A 17,574-nucleotide genomic window follows, 5' to 3' on the forward strand; every position below is an offset into this window, starting at 1 on the left:
CGGCGAACCACTTCCCTGGCACGGAACCAGTCAGTCGCACGGTTCCCGAGCAGGACAGTGGTTCAGAGGGCACGGGGCGGCCCCACGGGGATGCCCGCTTGGAGCAGGATGCGCCGCAGGACCGGGAGCGAGGCCACCTCGGCCCAGACGAGGCGCTCGACGAGGCGCACCCGGTCCCTGTGGGAGCGGAGGATCGCTCGCTCGCGGGCACGTTCCGCGATGACGACGTCGGCGGGCGTGCGACCGGCGAGCATCTCCGGATCGCCGTACTTGACGCGGCCGTCGAACTCCAGCACGACGCCCTGGTCGGGGAACCAGAAGTCGACGCGCGCGTCCCGCCCGTCGAGGGGGAACACCTGCTGCAGCACGGGGGGTGGCGCGCCGACCCTGTGCAACTGCACGCGGGTGAACGACTCGCCGGGGGACTCCGCCTCAGCGCGAGCGAACTCCAGGGCTCGCAGCGCCCGGACGGCTCCGGGGGCCCCGCGGGCCGATCGGTCGGCGAGCGCTGCGGCCACGTCCGACGAGAGCACGAGGCCTCGACGGAGGGAACTGTCGAGGCCCGTGACGGCGTCCACGAGCGGTTGGCGGCACAGGCAGTCGACGAGGCTGCGGAGGGGCGAGGTGCAGGAGAGGCCGAGCACCGAGTGCACGTCGCCGTCAGGGACTGCGGCGGCGTGCCGCACCACGAGCGCCGTGGTCTGCGCCGTGGAGCGCCGCGGGTCGAGGACGTGCACGCGGTCGGGCCAGGGCCCCGACCTCGGGATGTGGTGGAGAGCCGCCGCCGTGTCGTGGCTGACGACGACTCCTCCGCGGAGCCGGGGCACCCGGGCCAGCGCGCGGACCACGTGACGCTCCCGACCGTCGAGGCGCGCCCACGCAGAGGCCTCGACGAACGTGCCCGGTGCGCAGCGCACGAGCTCGCCGGCCGCTGCCCGCCGCCTGACGACCCGCGCCTCCGGGCTCTGGTCGCCGTGCTCGGCGACGCGCGTCAGGGGTGGCAGTGCGAGTCCTCGGTCGTCCATGCCCCCACGCTGCTGCCCCACCGTGGACGCCTGCGCGCTCTCCGCCCCTCCTGTGCACGACGCTGCGCCTTTTCGGGGGTGTGGAGGACGAGTGCCACGAGAACGCGAACCAGCGATCTGACGTCGAACCAGACAGATGCCCGGTTCGAGAGCAGGAATGTGGTTCGAGCGGCGGCGGGGAGCGGCGGCGGGGAGCGGGGAGCGGGGGGCGGGCAGCGGCGGTGCAGCAGCAGCAGCGCTACGCGAGCAGGGCCCGCGCGACGCCCTCGTCGAGCACGATGTCGGTGACCAGCCCCGCGGCCAGGGCGCCCCGCACGCTCCGGACCTTCGTGGCTCCTGCGACGACGCAGACCCGCCGGGGCGAGCGGCGGATGGTGGCGAGGTCGGGGCCGGAGGCGCGGGCGTTGATCTGGATGTCCTCCGACGAGCCGTCCTCGCGGAAGAACACGGTGGAGACGTCGCCGACGACGCCGTCGCGGTCGAGCTCCTGCTGGTCGCTGCGCTCCAGGTACCCGCCCGAGTAGACGTGGCTGGGCACGACGGCCGAGGGCGACCCCACGCCGAAGAGGACCATGTCCATGCGCTCCTGCAGCTCGAGCACGCGCCGCGTGCTGCGCTCGCGCCAGAGGGCGCGCTTGGTGGCGGGGTCGTCGAAGAAGGCGGGCACGGGGAACTGCTGCACGGTGGCGCCGTAGGCCTGGCCGAAGCGGCGCAGGATCTCGCTCGCGTACATGATGCCGGTGGTGCGCACGTTGCCGGCGCCGTTGAGCTGCACCACCTGCGTGTTGTTCGTGGGCTTGGGCACGAGGTAGCGGCTCACGGCGCTGACGGTCGAGCCCCAGGCCACGCCGACGACCATGTTGGAGTCGACGTACTGGGTGAGCGTCCGTGCAGCCGACAGGGCCACGCGGTCGAGCCGGTCGACGTCGCTGGTCTGGTCGGGCACGGGGACGACGTGCGCGACGACGCCGTAGCGGCGGTGCAGCTGCTCGCCGAGCACCGTCGCCTGGTCGAGCGGCGACTTGATCTGGATGTCGACGAGCCCGGTGTCGCGGGCGAAGCTCAGGAGGCGCGAGATCGACGAGCGGCTCGTGCGCAGCTCCCGGGCGATCGCCTCCATCGTGAGGTCCTGCATGTAGTAGAGGTGCGCCGCGCGGAGGGCGTCCTGCGTGCGATCGTGCGTGGCGTGGCTGACGGCGTCGGTCATCCTGCCATGCTTGCACATCTGTGCACCTGTGTTGATGACATGGTGCAGAGGGAGCACGATGGTGCGTACAGGGAGACACCCTCGTTCCCGGACCCGTCGAAAGAAGCTCCTCGTGACCCCGTCGAAGAAGACCGAACAGATGCGACCCAACGTGGCCCGCATCCACGACCGCCCCACCGCCCAGGTCCTCGTCGTCGGCGGCGGCATCAACGGCATCGCGACGTTCCGCGACCTCGCGCTGCAGGGCGTCGACGTCGTCCTCGTCGAGCGCGCCGACTACGGCTCGGGTGCGTCCGCGGCCTCGTCGCACATGATCCACGGCGGCATCCGCTACCTCGAGAACGGCGAGTTCCGCCTCGTCCGCGAGAGCGTCGAGGAGCGCAACGGCCTGCTCAAGATCGCACCCCACTACGTCAAGCCGCTGCAGACGACGATGCCGATCTTCTCCACCTTCTCGGGCATCCTGAACGCCCCGCTGCGCATGCTGACTCACAAGCAGCGCTCCACCAAGGAGCGCGGCGCGCTCCTCATCAAGGTCGGCATGACGCTGTACGACTCGTTCTCGCGCGACGGCGGCTCGGTGCCGCGCCACACGTTCCGCGTCGGCAAGGCGGCCCTCAAGGACATGCCCGCGCTCAACAAGGGCGTCAAGTACACCGGCACCTACTACGACGCCTCGGTCCACGAGCCCGAGCGCCTCGCGCTCGACGTGCTCAAGGACGGCCTCGCGGCGGGCGACAACGCCCGCAGCGCGAACTACGTCGAGGCCGTGGGGGTGAGCGACGGCGGCGTGCTGCTGCGCGACGTCGAGACGGGCCGCGAGTTCACGGTGACGGCCGACGTCGTCGTCAACGCGTCGGGCCCCTGGACCGACCTCACGAACCAGGCCATGGGCGGCGAGACCACCTTCATGGGCGGCACCAAGGGCTCGCACATCGTCGTCGACGCGCCCGAGCTGCTCGAGGCCACGAACGGCCGCGAGATCTTCTTCGAGAACAACGACGGCCGCATCGTGCTGATCTACCCGCTCAAGGGCCGCGTGCTCATCGGCACGACCGACATCGACGCCGACCCGACGCAGCCCGCCGTCTGCACCGAGGAGGAGGTCGACTACTTCTTCGACCTCGTCCGCCACGTGTACCCGCAGATCGAGCTGAACCGCGACCACATCGTGTACCGGTACTCGGGCATCCGCCCGCTGCCCCGCCACGAGGACACGGCGCCCGGCTTCGTGTCACGCGACTACCGCATCGTCGAGACCGAGATCCCCGGCCTGGCCCGCACGAAGGTGCTGAGCCTGGTCGGCGGCAAGTGGACCACCTTCCGCGCCCTGTCGGCGCACCTCTCGACCGAGGCCACGACGCGCCTCGGCGTGGAGCGCTCGGTCGACACGACGGGCATGCCCATCGGTGGCGGCAAGGACTTCCCGAAGACCGACGCGGCGCGCACGACCTGGGTGGCCCGCCACGCCGACGAGCTCGACCGCGACCAGGTCGACCGCCTGCTGACCCGCTACGGCACCCGCGCCGCGAGCGTCATCGACGTGCTCACCGAGCAGTCGTCCCAGCCCCTCGCGAGCGACCCGCAGCTGAGCACGGCCGAGATCGCGTACTTCGCGACCCACGAGGACGCCGTCCACCTGGCCGACGTGGTGCTCCGCCGCACGAACCTCGCGTTCGTCGGCGGCGTGACGATCGAGGTCCTCACCGAGATCGCGGACGTCCTCGCGGCGACCCTCGGCTGGTCGGACGAGCAGCGCGACGACGAGATCGAGCACACCCTCGAGATCCTGCGCACGTCGCACGGCGTCGAGGTCGGCTCCCAGCACGTCCCCGCCGCCGGCGAGGCCGTCGCCGCGAGCTGATCGCCCCGCAGCACAGGAGGCCCGTCACCCGTCAGGGTGGCGGGCCTCCGTCGCGCCCGGGGCAGGAGGCACGGGGCGGGGCGGGCGCGAGGGCGGTCCGGTCCGTCGTCGGCGGGCGTTCGCGGTGGCCCGTGGACGACGGAGCCGCCCGGATGGCGAGCGGGCGACTGTCAGCCGTCGGTCGTAGCGTCACGGCATGACGAACCCCACGCTCGACGACATCGCCCTCACGACGCTGCAGGGCCGCGGCACGACCTTCGGCGAGTGGTCCGACGGCGTCGTGCTCGTGGTGAACGTGGCGTCGCGCTGCGGCCTCGCCCCGCAGTACGAGCAGCTCGAGCAGCTGCAGAAGACCTACGGCGACCGCGGCTTCACGGTGCTGGGGTTCCCGAGCAACCAGTTCTTGCAGGAGCTCGGCTCCGCCGAGGCGATCGACGAGTACTGCTCGACGACCTGGGGCGTCTCGTTCCCGATGATGGAGAAGACCCGCGTCAACGGCGGCCGGGAGCACGCGCTCTACACCGAGCTCAAGAAGGCGCCCGACGCCGAGGGCAAGGCGGGCAAGGTGCGCTGGAACTTCGAGAAGTTCGTGGTCACGCCCTCGGGCGCGGTGCACCGGTTCCGTCCGACCACGCCGCCCGACGACCCGGCGATCGTGGCGCTGATCGAGGCCGAGCTCCCGCGCTGAGCCGGGGCGGGCCTCCTGCGGGCCGGGTGCGCCTCCTGGGGCCGGACCAGCCTCCTGCGGGCCGGGTGCGCCTCCTGGGGCCGGACCAGCCTCCTGCGGGCCAGGTGCGCCTCCTGCGCCGGGTCAGGCGCTGGTCGTGACCTCGATGCGGTTGAGCCACGGGTCGTCGAACGCGAGCACGCGGCCGTCGTCGCGCGTGGCGACACCGTGGTGCGCGAGGCGCTCGCCGAGGGCGCCGAGGTCGTCGGCGGCGGGCACCTCGATGCGCACGAGGCCGAGGCCGAGGGCGAGCTGTCGGCGGCCCGCTCCGGCACTGTTCCACGTGTTCATGGCCATGTGGTGGTGGTAGCCGCCGGCGCTCACGAAGAGGGCCTGCGCCCCGAAGCGGGTGGTGGCCTCGAAGCCCAGCTGCTCGACGTAGAAGCGGTGGGCGCCGTCGACGTCGCCGACGCTCAGGTGCACGTGGCCGACCCCGGCGGGGCGGCTCGCAGCGGCGGCGACGGCCCGTTCGTCGAGGTGCTCCTGCAAGAACCGGTTCGGGTCGAGCGCGAGGGTCGCCATGTCGATCTGCCCGTGGGTCCACGACCACAGGGTGCGGTCGCGGTCCCAGTAGAGCTCGATGCCGTTGCCCTCGGGGTCGGTGAAGTAGAAGGCCTTCGAGACGAGGTGGTCGGCGCTGCCCGTGAAGCTGCCGGGGTGGCGGGAGGCGACGCTCCAGACGGCGGTGGCGAGGTCCGCCTCGGACTCGAACAGGATCGCCGTGTGGAACAGCCCGGCCGCGCGCGGTGCCGCGTGCCGCAGCTCGGGGGCGTGCTCGAGCACGACGACGGGCGTCGCCCCTCGCCCCAGGACGGCGCGGGCCCCGCCGACGGCGCCGTCGAGGCCCGGGGCACCGGAGGCGCGGGCGGTCCCGTCGTGCGGCGTCGCCTCGAGCACGGTGAGGGTCACGGCGTCCCGGTAGAACGCCGTCATGGCGTCGAGGTCGGCGACGCGCAGGGTCACCGCGCCCATGCTCGTCCCGGGGGCGAGCAGGTCGTCGGGGCGGGGCGGACGGGGCGCGTCGGTCATGAGTGGTCCTCCACAAGTCGGTGACGTGTCACCGCATCAACAGGTCAACCGGGACGCGCATTCCCCACCGGGGAGTGCGGCGGTACGCTCGCTGTCGCACGTGGAGCGACGACGACCCACGGAACATGTCCGCTCCCCGACGGAGGGCCCCCGCCTCGTGACACCCACCCCCACCCGCACCCTCGACGCGCTCGGCGGCCTCCGCGGCCTCCTGTTCGACCTCGACGGCGTGCTCACGCCGACCGCCGAGGTGCACATGCGCGCCTGGTCGCGCCTGTTCACCCCCTACCTCGCGCAGGCCGGCGTCGCCCCGTACACCGAGGCCGACTACTTCGAGCACGTCGACGGCAAGCCCCGCTACGACGGCGTGCGCGACCTGCTCGCCGCCCGAGGCCTCGACCTGCCCCAGGGCACGCCCGACGACTCCCCCGACGCCGAGACGGTGTGCGGGCTCGGCAACCGCAAGAACGCGGCGTTCTCGGCCGAGCTCGCCGAGAGCGGCGTCTCGCCCTACCCGGGGTCCGTGGCGTTCCTCGACGCCGCGATCGACGCCGGCTACGCCGTCGCCGTCGTCTCGAGCTCCGCGAACGCGACCTCGGTGCTCGAGGCCGCCGGGCTCCGCGACCGCTTCGAGGTCGTCGTCGACGGCGTCGTCGCCGCGCGCGACCGCCTGGCCGGCAAGCCCGCGCCCGACACGTACCTCGACGGGGCCCGCCTGCTCGGGCTGGACCCGGCCTCCTGCGCCGTCGTCGAGGACGCCACCTCCGGCGTCGCCGCCGGCGCCGCCGGACCCTTCGGGCTCGTCGTCGGCGTCGACCGCGGCGTCGGGCACGACGCCCTGCTCGCCGCCGGGGCCGACGTCGTCGTCGACGACCTCGCCGAGCTCACCGCGTCGCTGGGCGGTGCCGCGTGAAGCGCATCGTCGAGGACCCGCTCGACCGCCACCGGTTCCCCGTCGACGAGTGGGCGCTCGTCGAGACCGAGTTCGCCCCGCGCGGGCAGGGCCACGCCGAGACGATCTTCGCGGTCGGCAACGGCTACCTGGGCATGCGCGGCAACCTCGACGAGGGCCGGGGCGGCGAGACCTACGGCACCTACGTCAACGGGTTCCACGAGACCTGGCGCATCCGCCACGCGGAGGAGGCCTTCGGCTTCGCCCAGGTCGGCCAGACGATCGTCAACGTCCCCGACGCCAAGGTGATCCGCCTCTACGTCGACGACGAGCCCTTCGTGCTCTCCGAGGCCGACGTGCTGAAGTACTCCCGCCGCCTCGACTTCCGTGACGGGGTCCTCGTGCGCGAGCTCGAGTTCCGCACCCCCTCGGGCAAGCTCGTCCGCGTGCGTTCGCGCCGCCTCGTGTCGCTCACCGACCGCCACCTCGCCGTGCTCGACTACGAGGTGACCCTCCTCGACGCCGACGCGTCCGTCCTGCTCTCCAGCCAGGTGCTCAACCGCCAGGACATCCACGACGAGTACCACTCGGGCATGCGCGCCGCCGCCGCGGCCTTCGACCCGCGCCGGGGCGAGACGCTCACGGAGCGCGTGCTGCAGCCGCTGCTCAAGCGGACCCAGGGGCCGCGGTCCGTGCTCGGCTACCAGACGACGAACTCCGGCATGACCATCGCGGTCGGCGTCGAGCACCACGTCGAGACGGAGAACGAGTACCAGGAGAGCTCGCAGATCGACGACGACCTCGCCAAGCACGTCTACCGCGTGCGCGCGAGGGCTGGGCAGCCGATCCGGCTCACGAAGCTCGTGACGTACCACACCTCGCGCGGCGTGCCCCCGCGCGAGCTCGGCGACCGCTGCGACCGCACCCTCGACCGCGCCCGCGAGACGCCGGTCGACGACGTCTTCGAGGCGCAGCGCGAGTGGCTCGACGACTACTGGCGACGGTCGGACATCGCCGTCGACGGGCACCCCGAGGTGCAGCAGGCCACCCGCTGGAACCTCTTCCAGCTCGCGCAGGCGACCGCCCGCACCGACGGCCAGGGCGTCGCCGCCAAGGGCGTCAGCGGCTCCGGCTACGGCGGGCACTACTTCTGGGACACCGAGATCTACGTCCTGCCGTTCCTCACGTACACGGCGCCGAACGTCGCGCGCAACGCGCTGCGGTTCCGCCACGGCATGCTCGACGCCGCGCGCGACCGGGCCCGCGAGCTCAACCAGCGGGGCGCCCTGTTCCCCTGGCGGACGATCAACGGGCTCGAGTCGAGCGCCTACTACGCGGCCGGCACGGCGCAGTACCACATCGACGCCGACATCGCGCACGCGCTCACGCAGTACGTCGCGACCACCGGCGACCAGCAGTTCCTGGCCCTCGGCGCGATCGACATCCTCGTCGAGACCGCCCGACTGTGGGCCGACCTGGGCTTCTGGCGCTCCAACGGCGACAAGAAGTTCCACATCGACGGGGTCACCGGGCCCGACGAGTACACGACGGTCGTCGACGACAACCTCTACACGAACGTCATGGCGCGGGCGAACCTCCGCGACGCGGCTCGGGCCTGCGAGGAGCTCGCCGTGCGCGACCCCGCCGCCTACGCGCGCATGGTCGCCCGCACCGGCCTCGAGGAGCACGAGCTGCTCGAGTGGCAGCGCGCGGCCGACGCCATGGAGATCCCGTTCGACGCGCACCGCGGCATCCACCCGCAGGACGCGCAGTTCCTCGACAAGGAGCTCTGGGACCTCGAGAAGACGCCCGAGAGCAAGCGCCCCCTGCTGCTGCACTACCACCCGCTGGTGATCTACCGGTTCCAGGTGCTCAAGCAGGCCGACGTCGTGCTCGCGCTGTTCCTCCAGGGGCACGAGTTCACCGCCGCCGAGAAGCGGCGCGACTTCGAGTACTACGACGCGCTCACGACGGGCGACTCGACCCTGTCGGGCGTCGTGCAGTCGATCATCGCGGCCGAGGTCGGCCACCACGACCTCGCGCTGGCGTACTTCCTGTCGTCGCTGTACGTCGACCTCGCCGACCTGCACCGCAACACCGCGGACGGCGTGCACGTGGCCTCCACGGGCGGCATCTGGAGCGCCCTCGTGCACGGCTTCGCGGGCCTGCGCGACCACGAGGGACGCATCACGTTCGACCCGCGCCTGCCCGACGACTGGCCGCGCCTCGCGTTCCCCGTCACCGTGCGGGGCAGCAGGATGCGCGTCGAGGTCCGCCCCGAGAGCATCTCGCTCGAGATCGAGGCCGGCGACGAGCTCGAGGTCCAGGTGCGCGACGAGCACGTCGTCGTCGCCCCCGGACGGCCCGTCACGGTCCCGCTCGAGCACCAGGGCGTGCGGCTCCGCTCCGCCGCGCCGACCACGAGCGACCTCCGCGGCACCCTCCGCGCCGACGGCTCGGTCATCACGGCGTCGATCCCGACGATCTCGGTGGACCGCATCGAGGGCCAGGGCGAGGCGGCCTCGTAGGGGGCCGCGCCTCCTGCCCGCGGCAGCACGCGGGGAGCTCGGTAGGGCGCCTCCAGCACGTTCCGCGCCTCCCGTGCCCGGCGGTGGCACGCGGTCAGCTCGCGTGCCGCACCGGCGGACGACGAAGGGGCCGACGCCCACCAAGTGGTGGGCGTCGGCCCCTTCGGCCGTCCGCGGCCAAGTCGGACTACGCGGACACCGCGTACGCGGCCGGCTCGCGGAGGAAGTCCTCGTAGGTGGGCTCGACCGGGCGCACCACGAGCCGGCCGGTGGGGCGACGCTTCGGGTACGCTCCGATGCGCACCACCGGCACGCGCTCGTCGCGGACGTAGAAGCTGGAGACCTCGCGGCGCGACAGGCCCGTGGCGTCGCCGAGGGTCGAGCGGAGGTGGCCCACGAGCTGCTCGTGGGAGAGGTGCTGCAACTGTCGCGCGGAGAGCGGCGTCCTGGTGTTCATGGTCTTCTCGTTCCTGGCCCCTGCGTGCCTCGAAGGTGGACCTGCGTGCTGTTCGCACCGCCGTGAACCGGTGCTCCACCGGCGTGGACCGGTGGTGGCACCATCTTGGGCGACACATGCCTAGAACTTCTAGCCAGCCCGGATCGGTGTGCGCAAAGCGGACAGGTCCTCGGCGGGCGGCCCGTCGTCTAGCCTGGGAGCCGGACCCGAAGGAGCACCACGACGTGACGGACATGAGCCTGCGACTGCCCACGCGACGGTTCCGCGGCGTCTTCGCGCTGGGACCCCGACCGGCCGCGACCCTGCCCCTGCCGACAGCGCTGGGCAAGCCGAACCTGTTCGCCGAGTGGGACGACGAGACCTCGCAGAGCGTGCTCTACGTCGGTTACGAGACCGGCCAGGTCCACCTCGAGACGACGTCCACCGGCGTCGAGCACCACTTCCACGACGTCGACGGCAGCGACACCACGCGCAGCCCCTGGCCGGGCGACGACACCGGCGTCCTGCTGGCCTGGTCGAGGGCGCTCCTCGCCGACGTGCACCAGCGCATGCCCGACCTCTTCGACGACGTCGACGACGCCGCCGCCTGGTACGACGCCGGGTACGACCTCTGGGTCTGCGAGGTCGACGAGCCGACGGCGCTCGACCTCGTCGAGGTCGACATCGAGGGCGAGCTGCTGACCCTGCCGTGGCTGGGCTCCGGTGCCGTCGAGCACGAGCACCTCGAGACGGGCGAGCACGTCGACGACCACCCCATCGTGCTGCTCTGGAACGCCGGCTCGGGCACCCCCGACCGCCCGATCGCTCACGCCTGGCTCGATCCTGCGACCGACGAACCCGTCACCGCGGCCCTGGCCGACGTCGACTGGCAGGCCGTCGGCCTCCCCGCCGACGAGGTCCTCGGCTGGCTCGAGGGCATCTACCTCAACCACCACGTGCTGCCCGACGCGGCCGGCACGATCCTCACCGGGGTTCTCGAGCGCCTCGGCGGCATCGACGGCACCGACTGAGCGCAGGAGGCGCGCCCCGCGCCCGCCGCGCCCCGCGCCTCCTGCTCGCCCCGCGCCTCCTGCGCCCCGCGTCCCGGCGCTTCGGCCCTCGCGGTCAGCGGCAGGGCACCCCCGCCTCGACCAGCAGCGTGCGCAGGCGTCGCGGGTCCACGAGGTGCCACCAGCGGCAGCGCGCGAAGCCGCGCACCTCGGGCAGTCGGCGCAGCCCGTCCTCGCGGCGCTTCTCGTCGACCACGACGTCCGCGGGGGCGCGGCCCCGCAGCAGCCGCTGCCCCGCGTACTTCTCGTGACCGTCGAACTCGAGCACGACGCCCTGCTCCGGGAACCAGAAGTCGACGCGGACCCTGCGCCCCTCGACGACGAACCCCTGCTGCAGCACGGGCGCCGGCGCGCCCAGCTGCGCGAGCACGAGGCGGCACAGGGTCTCGCCGGGCGACTCGGCGAGGGCGTCCGCGGCGTGGATCGCCGAGGCGGCCGCCGCTCGACCGCGACGGCGGTGGTGGCGCTCGAGCCCGACGAGGAGCTCGTCCCTGCGGACGAGCCCGCGGTGCAGCAGGTCGTCGAGCGCGACGACGGCCTCGCGGTGCTCCTCCGAGCAGGCCAGGTCGAGCGCCGTCCGCAATGGGGTCGTGACCCGCAGCCCCCGCACCTCCGTGACGTGGGCGCGGTCGAGCGGGCCCGCGTGCTTCGTGACGTGCACGTCCACGGTCGCCACGCGCGCCTCCGGGTCGGTGACGTGGACCCGGTCCGGCCAGTCGCCGAGGCGCGGGAGGGCGTGCACCGCCGCCGCGGTCCCGTGGCTGGCCACGAACCGGTGGTCGGCGCGTCCCAGGGCGGCGGTCGCTCGGACCACGTGCTGCCGTCGCGGGGACAAGGCCCGCAGCTCGTCGGCCACGACGAACGTGCCCGGGTGCACGCGGAGCAGCTCGCCGGCGGCCGCACGACGCCGGATGCCCGCGGCGCCACGGGGATCCGCGCCGAAGGCGGCGATCTCGATCAGGGCGGGCAGCGTCTCGTCGTGCACCCGAGCACTGTGCCCGATCCTGGTCCGGCGTGCCTCGCGTTCTCCACAGCCTGAGCCCGCGCAGCCCTGCCCGCCGCACGAGGCACTCCCGCCCAGCCGCCCGCCGCTCGCTCGACGCGGTGGACTTCTCGCACGACGGCGCAGAAGTTCGCACCGCGGTACGAGAAAGCCACCGCGCTAGGGGCAGCGGGCGCGGGACGCGGGGCAGGAGGTGCGGGTGCCCGGGCGCGGGCCGGCCCGCCGTCTCCGCAACGCGGTGGACTTCTCGCACGACGGCGCAGAAGTTCGCGCCGCGGTGCGAGAAAGCCACCGCGCTAGGGGCAGCGGGCGCGGGCAGGGGCAGGAGGCGCGGGACGCGGGGCAGGCCCGCGCGGGACGCGGGGGCAGGCACTCACGGGCAGGCGCACGGGCCGAGGGGCAGGAGGTGCGGGTGCCCGGCGGCGGGCCGGGCCGGCCCCCAGCTCCGCAACGCGGTGGACTTCTCGCACGACGGTGCAGAACTTCGCCCCGCGATGCGAGAAAGCCACCGCCCTAGAGGTACGAGGCGCGGGCGGGGGCGCACAGGCGCACCGGCGCACGGGCGCGCGCGGGCGCACCGCGCACGCGGGCGCAGGAGGCGCGGGCGGGCGCGTCAGCGGGGCAGGGCGGCGCGCACCCGGCGCACGTAGCGCAGCCAGGGCAGGTCGTGCGGCCAGTGCACCCAGATCGAGCGGAAGCCGCGCCGCACGCGCAGCCCGAGCCCGGCGCCGCGGCGGAACGGACGCGCGGAGATGCCCATGCGCAGGGTGCGGTCCCAGCGGATCCGGCGCCCCGGGCCGAGGTGGAAGGAGAGGTCCATGTCGTCGTGCACGAGGGGGTCCCAGCGGTGGACCTCGTCGCGCACGTCGAGCCACGCGGCCCGGCGGAGGGCGCAGTTCGAGCCGAAGAGCGGCACGTGGCCGAGCGCGAGCCACACGGTCGCCACGTAGGCGCCGAGGTAGAGCCGTGCCCCGGGCACGCGCCAGCGGGGGTGGCCGTCGGTGAAGACCCCGCCTCCGGTGAGGGCGTCGAGCCGGGGGTCGGCGACGAAGCGGGCCTCGACGCGCTCGAGCCAGTCGGGGGCGGGCACGCAGTCGGCGTCGATGCGGGCGAGGAGGTCGCCGGTGGCGGCGTCGTACCCGGCCGCGGAGGCCGCGGGGATGCCGGGACGCGCCTCCTGCACGACGCGCGCACCGCCGGCGCGGGCCACGGCCGCGCTGTCGTCGGTGGACCCGTTGTCGACTACGACGACCTCGTCGGCGGGTCGCGTCTGGGCGGCGAGCGCGGCGAGGCAGACCCGGAGGAACGCCGCGTCGTCCTTGCAGGGCACGACCACGGAGATCGTGGGCCGGGTGCGCCGAGCGGTGGGGGCGTCGGCGGGCGCGGGGGGCATGTGCCCAGACTGCCCGACGCCAGGGCGGGGAACCTGCGCGGGGGTACAGGTGTCGCCCCAGGAGGGTCGGGCAGGATGGGCCGGTGCCGGACACCGTCGACGCCCCTCCGGCCCCGCGTTCCCTGTCCGCGCTGCGCACCCGCCCCTGGCTGGCCGTGCTGCTGCTCTGGGTCGCCTCGCGGATCGTCACGACCCTCGTCGTCGCGGTCGTCGAGGTGAGCACCCGCGGCTGGTCCGCCCGCGAGGCCGACGGCGGCACGGGCGTGCTCGGGCTGCTGTCGTCGTGGGACGGCCTGTGGTTCCGCGAGATCGCGACGCAGGGCTACCCGACCGAGCTGCCGACCGACGACGAGGGCCGCGTCGTCAAGAACGCGTGGGCGTTCCTGGCGCTCTACCCCGGCGTGGTGCGTGCGCTCACGGGCCTCACGGGGCTGTCGTTCGAGGTGGCCGGCGTCGCCGTCTCGGTCGTCGCAGGAGGCGCGGCCGCGGTGGTCCTGCACCGCCTGCTGGTGCGTCGGGTCGGCCCGCGCGCGGCCGCCTGGGGCACGGTCTTCTTCTGCGCGAACCCGTTCTCGGTGGTGCTGCAGGCCACCTACGCCGAGAGCCTGGCGCTGCTGTTCACGTTCGGGGCGCTGCTCGCGCTCGACCGGCGCCGCCTGGCCGCGTTCACGGTGCTGACCGTCCTGGCGGCGGCGACGCGTCCGGGGGCGCTGGCGCTCTCGGCCGTGCTCGTGGTGTCGACGGTGCTGCGCCTGGTGCGGGGCGAGCGGCCGCCGCTCCGCGAGCACCTGGCGATCTGGTCGACGGTGGTCGTGACGACCGCCGCGGGGCTCGCCTGGCCGGTCGTGGCGGACCTCGTGACCGGGACCTCCGGTGCCTACCTGCTCACCGAGACCGCGTGGTGGCGCTCCTACGTCGACCACGAGGGCGCCTTCGTCCCGTTCACGCCGTGGTTCGTCATGGCGTCGCAGTGGCTGGGCCCGGTGGGGCCCGTGCTGGTCGTCGTCGGCCTCGGAGCGATGGCGTGGGCGGTGCTGTTCCGCACCCGGAAGATGGGCGAGACGCTCCTGCTCTGGACGGGCGCGCACGTCGGCTACCTCGTCGCGGTGTTCCTGCCGCAGCACAGCACCTTCCGCATGCTGCTGCCGCTGTCGCCGCTGTTCGGCCAGCCCTGGCTCTCCGCGTCGCGACGCCGTGCGCTCGTCGTGCTCGGCACCTGCCTGGCCCTGCAGCCGGTCGTGGTGCTGCTGCTCTGGGTGGTCTGGCCGCCCTGACGCGGGGTGCGGGCGCGACGGCAGGAGGCACGACGCCCGCCCGGGCCGGGACGCACGGGAGGCGCGCCGCCCCTGGTCGGGACGACGCGCCTCCTGGTCGCGCTCGGGCTGCCTAGCCCTTGTGCAGGGCGTCCTTGACGGCGCCCTTGGTCTTCTCCAGCAGCGGCGGCTTGCCGGTGGTGCCGTGGAAGCGCTCGTCGGGCGTCGTCGGTGCCGGCAGGGGGGCCGTCGTCGTCGGGCCGTCGTGGTACGTGAACTCGCCCTTGCCGTCGGGGCTGGGGCCGGAGGCCCACGAGCCCTCCTTGGCGGCGGCGCCGTCGGAGAAGTTGAGGTACTGGTAGTTGACCTCCTGGTCCTCCTTCGACTGCGGGAACGTGCTGGGGACGGGCAGCGACTCGATGCCGTCCTCCTGCAGCTCCTGGATGGCGGCCATCCACTGGTTCTGGTGCATGGTGTCGCGGGCGATGAGGAAGCTCAGGAGGTCCTTCACGCCCTTGTCGTCGGTCATGTGGTACAGACGCGCGGCTTGGAGGCGGCCCTGCATCTCGCCGTTGGCGTTCGAGGTGAAGTCGGCGAGCAGGTTGCCGCTCGACGTGATGAACGAGCCCTGCCAGGGGTTGCCCATGCTGTCGACCGGGCGGGCGCCCGCACCGGCCACGATGGCCTGCTGCACGTCGGTGCCGCCGATGACCGCCGCCATGACCGGGTCGTTCTGCACGGCCTCGTCGGTCAGGCCGATCGGGGCCTTCTCGAGCAGCTGCGAGATCATGATGGCGAGCATCTCGACGTGGCCGAACTCCTCGGCCGCGATGCCGAACAGCAGGTCGCGGTACTTGCCGGGGATGTGCGTGTTCCAGGCCTGGAAGCCGTACTGCATGGCGATGGTGATCTCGCCGTACTGGCCGCCGAGCACCTCCTGCAGCTTGCGGGCGTAGACGGCGTCGGGGGCGTCCGGCGTCGCGGAGTGCTGGAGCTCCTGCTTGTGGAAGAACATGCGTCAGGCCCCCTTGACCGAGTCGGCCGAGCCCTGGGCGCTCTCGCGCACGTCGGACGCGCTGGACTGAGCCTGGTCCTTGACGGTGCCGGCGGCGTCCTGAGCGGTGCCCTTGACCTTGTCGAAGGCCTCCTGCGCGGGCTCCTTGAGGTTCTGGGCGACGTCCTGCGCGGCGTGCTTGGCCTCGTCGACGAGCGGCGCCGCCTTGTCCTTGGCCTGCGACACGAGCTCCTGCTCCTTGTCGGAAGCGGGGATCAGCGACGACACGAGCCAGCCGGCGCCGAAGGCGATGAGGCCCACGGCGAGGGGGTTGCCCTTGGCCTTCTGCACGGCCTGGCCGGGCGCGCCCTTGACGGCGTCGGTGGCACCCGAGGCGTGGTCGGAGACCGACGAGGTCCCGTGGTGAGCTGCGCCCATGACGGACTCCTTGACGTTGGCGAAGCGGCCCTTGACCTTCTCGGTCTGGCGGTGGGCGATGCTGGCGGGGCTGACCTTGTCGGCGAGGGCGTCGACGTCCTGGCCGAGCCCGGCGCGGGTGCGCTCGATGTCGGCGCGGATCTGCTCCGGGGTGCGGTCCCGGTCGTCGGCTGCGCCGTGGGCGGTGGTGTCGGTGGTGCTCATGCTCGTCCTCCTGTGTGCGGCTTGACGGTCTCGGGGATCTTCTTGAGGGTCTCGGCGGTCTTGGGCGCACCCTTGATGTCCTTCAGCTCCTTGCGTCCCCGGAGGAACAGCACGAGCGCGACGACGGCGTAGACGACCGCGATGATGAGCGACGACCAGCCGAGGCCGATGAGGGCTCCGAGGCCCCACATCGCGGCGAGGCTCAGGAACAGCAGGGCGAAGAGGCCGGTGAGGCCCGCCCCGCCGAACATGCCCGCGCCCTTGCCGGCCTTCTTGGCGGACGTGCTGATCTCGGCCTTCGCGAGCTCGACCTCCTGCCGGAACAGGGTCGAGATGTCGCCGGTGACCTCGCTGAGGAGGTCGCCGAGCGACGTCGTGGCGGCACGCTCGTCAGGGGTGGGCCCGCCCGGGGCGGACCGCGGCGTGAGGGGGTCGGTCACAGTGCAGCACCTCCCCGCGTCGAGCGGTCGTCGGAGCCGGGGACGGTGCCCGTCTCGACGACGTCGTACTCGCCGGCCACGGGGCCGACGCCGGCGGCACTGCCCCCGGCGGTCGTGCCCTGGACGTGCGTGCCGGAGGCGCTGGTGCCGGTCGACGCGGACGCCCCGGTGGTGCCGGTGCCGGTGGTCGACTCGTGCTGGGCCTTGGCCTCGGCGGTGAGCGACTTCACGACGCGGCCGGCGAAGAGGCCGGAGACCGCGGCGATGGCGATGAACGTGCCGGGCTTGCGGGCGGCGTACTGCTTGACGTCGTCGAGCAGCGAGCCCGGGTCGCGGCCCTCGAGCCAGCCGGCCACCGAGTGGGCGCGACCGGAGAGGTTGCGGACGACCTCGCCGGCGAGACCGGAGGAGTCGCTCTTCTCGGCCATGTCGCTGAGCTCGCCACCGACGGTGCGGAGGCCCTCGGCGACGCGCTGCTGCTGCTGACCGGCCTGGTCGCGGAGCTCGCCGGTCGCCTGACCGAAGAGCTGCTTGGCCTGTCCGGTCGCCTCGCCGGCGACGGCCTTGGCCTGCTCCGCGGCGGAGCCGACGGTCTCGCCCGCGGCCTGGGCGGCATCGCCGGCGACGGCCTTGGCCTCGCCCTTGGCGGCGTCGGCCTTGCCCTTGGCGGCGTCGGCCTTGCCGGAGCCGGACGAGCCGGAGCCGCTGGCGGTCGAACCGGAGCCCGTCGTGCCTCCGGTCGGGGGCACGGGCACGTAGCTCTCGGTGATCAGGGGCTCGTCGGTGCCACCGGCGTGCACGGGGCGGCCGGCCAGCGGGTCGCCACCGGTGGTGTCGTACAGCGGCGTCCGCGGTGCGTTCGGCGTGGTGTCGGTCATGGGCGTTCCTCTCGAGACGGTGCGCACGAGGGGATCCGTGCGCTGTTCGTGCGGATCACCCACGCTGTCCCCTGCGCGAGCGTCGGCCTCACAGACAAGGGCCGGAGGGGTACAGGAGGCGGGACCCTTGACACGCGCGGCCCCGACGGGCTATGCACCCCCGCAGGGCAGGACCGGGCCGGACTGGAGCTGA

At 73.4% G+C, this 17,574-nt stretch carries 16 protein-coding genes; 6 read left to right on the forward strand and 10 right to left on the reverse strand.

Annotated elements, in window-relative coordinates; all coding sequences use genetic code 11:
* Positions 1–62: 62 nt before the first annotated feature.
* A complete protein-coding gene (locus tag ACYVHQ_RS12085) occupies positions 63–1,025 on the reverse strand; it encodes a hypothetical protein (RefSeq protein WP_460513374.1) in 963 nt (320 codons plus the stop codon).
* A 238-nt stretch (positions 1,026–1,263) separates the two neighbouring features.
* Positions 1,264–2,232 carry a sugar-binding transcriptional regulator gene (locus tag ACYVHQ_RS12090; RefSeq protein WP_460513376.1) on the reverse strand — a complete coding sequence of 323 codons (969 nt, stop codon included), beginning with the start codon at positions 2,230–2,232 and terminating at the stop codon, positions 1,264–1,266.
* Between the two features lie 112 nt (positions 2,233–2,344).
* Between ACYVHQ_RS12090 and ACYVHQ_RS12095 the strand changes: the two genes are divergently transcribed.
* Positions 2,345–4,096: a glycerol-3-phosphate dehydrogenase/oxidase gene (locus ACYVHQ_RS12095; protein WP_460513377.1), complete on the forward strand. Its 1,752-nt coding sequence runs from the start codon at positions 2,345–2,347 to the stop codon at positions 4,094–4,096.
* Positions 4,097–4,292: 196 nt separating this feature from the next.
* Positions 4,293–4,784, forward strand: coding sequence for a glutathione peroxidase (locus ACYVHQ_RS12100; protein ID WP_460513379.1), 492 nt, complete (start codon positions 4,293–4,295; stop codon positions 4,782–4,784).
* Positions 4,785–4,907: 123 nt separating this feature from the next.
* On the opposite strand, the gene ACYVHQ_RS12105 is transcribed toward ACYVHQ_RS12100, so the two are convergent.
* Positions 4,908–5,852, reverse strand: coding sequence for a VOC family protein (locus ACYVHQ_RS12105; RefSeq protein WP_460513381.1), 945 nt, complete (start codon positions 5,850–5,852; stop codon positions 4,908–4,910).
* A gap of 157 nt (positions 5,853–6,009) precedes the next feature.
* Here ACYVHQ_RS12105 and ACYVHQ_RS12110 point away from each other — a divergent pair, with 157 nt between their 5' ends.
* Both ACYVHQ_RS12110 and ACYVHQ_RS12115 read left to right on the forward strand, forming a co-directional pair.
* Positions 6,010–6,765 (forward strand): HAD family hydrolase, encoded by a 756-nt coding sequence (locus tag ACYVHQ_RS12110; RefSeq protein ID WP_460513383.1) that lies wholly within the window; start codon positions 6,010–6,012, stop codon positions 6,763–6,765.
* Positions 6,762–9,272, forward strand: a complete 2,511-nt coding sequence (locus tag ACYVHQ_RS12115) for a glycoside hydrolase family 65 protein (RefSeq protein ID WP_460513385.1) — start codon at positions 6,762–6,764, stop codon at positions 9,270–9,272. The genes ACYVHQ_RS12110 and ACYVHQ_RS12115 overlap by 4 nt, the downstream gene beginning before the upstream one ends.
* A gap of 187 nt (positions 9,273–9,459) precedes the next feature.
* Here ACYVHQ_RS12115 and ACYVHQ_RS12120 read toward each other — a convergent pair whose 3' ends face one another.
* Entirely contained in the window at positions 9,460–9,729 is a 270-nt protein-coding gene (locus ACYVHQ_RS12120; protein WP_460513387.1) for a hypothetical protein, read from the reverse strand.
* A gap of 224 nt (positions 9,730–9,953) precedes the next feature.
* On the opposite strand from ACYVHQ_RS12120, the gene ACYVHQ_RS12125 reads away from it, so the two are divergent.
* Positions 9,954–10,739: a hypothetical protein gene (locus ACYVHQ_RS12125; RefSeq protein WP_460513389.1), complete on the forward strand. Its 786-nt coding sequence runs from the start codon at positions 9,954–9,956 to the stop codon at positions 10,737–10,739.
* 94 nt (positions 10,740–10,833) lie between these two features.
* On the opposite strand, the gene ACYVHQ_RS12130 is transcribed toward ACYVHQ_RS12125, so the two are convergent.
* Entirely contained in the window at positions 10,834–11,763 is a 930-nt protein-coding gene (locus ACYVHQ_RS12130; protein WP_460513391.1) for a hypothetical protein, read from the reverse strand.
* A 631-nt stretch (positions 11,764–12,394) separates the two neighbouring features.
* Positions 12,395–13,174: a glycosyltransferase family 2 protein gene (locus ACYVHQ_RS12135; protein WP_460513393.1), complete on the reverse strand. Its 780-nt coding sequence runs from the start codon at positions 13,172–13,174 to the stop codon at positions 12,395–12,397.
* A gap of 83 nt (positions 13,175–13,257) precedes the next feature.
* Between ACYVHQ_RS12135 and ACYVHQ_RS12140 the strand changes: the two genes are divergently transcribed.
* Positions 13,258–14,448, forward strand: coding sequence for a mannosyltransferase family protein (locus ACYVHQ_RS12140; RefSeq protein WP_460513394.1), 1,191 nt, complete (start codon positions 13,258–13,260; stop codon positions 14,446–14,448).
* A gap of 112 nt (positions 14,449–14,560) precedes the next feature.
* Here the strand turns inward: ACYVHQ_RS12140 and ACYVHQ_RS12145 are convergent, their stop codons facing one another.
* Genes ACYVHQ_RS12145 through ACYVHQ_RS12160 form a run of 4 tightly spaced genes read right to left on the reverse strand, consistent with a single transcriptional unit; the run spans position 14,561 to position 17,381 of the window.
* The gene (locus ACYVHQ_RS12145; protein ID WP_460513396.1) at positions 14,561–15,442 is read right to left on the reverse strand and encodes a manganese catalase; all 882 of its coding nucleotides are present in this window, start codon (positions 15,440–15,442) and stop codon (positions 14,561–14,563) included.
* A gap of 3 nt (positions 15,443–15,445) precedes the next feature.
* Positions 15,446–16,063 carry a DUF3618 domain-containing protein gene (locus tag ACYVHQ_RS12150; RefSeq protein ID WP_460513398.1) on the reverse strand — a complete coding sequence of 206 codons (618 nt, stop codon included), beginning with the start codon at positions 16,061–16,063 and terminating at the stop codon, positions 15,446–15,448.
* The gene (locus ACYVHQ_RS12155) at positions 16,060–16,503 is read right to left on the reverse strand and encodes a phage holin family protein (protein ID WP_460513400.1); all 444 of its coding nucleotides are present in this window, start codon (positions 16,501–16,503) and stop codon (positions 16,060–16,062) included. Before ACYVHQ_RS12155 ends, ACYVHQ_RS12150 begins: the two co-directional genes overlap by 4 nt.
* Entirely contained in the window at positions 16,500–17,381 is an 882-nt protein-coding gene (locus tag ACYVHQ_RS12160) for a hypothetical protein (RefSeq protein ID WP_460513402.1), read from the reverse strand. The genes ACYVHQ_RS12155 and ACYVHQ_RS12160 overlap by 4 nt, the downstream gene beginning before the upstream one ends.
* Positions 17,382–17,574: the final 193 nt, after the last annotated feature.

This window comes from Frigoribacterium salinisoli (assembly GCF_054781095.1).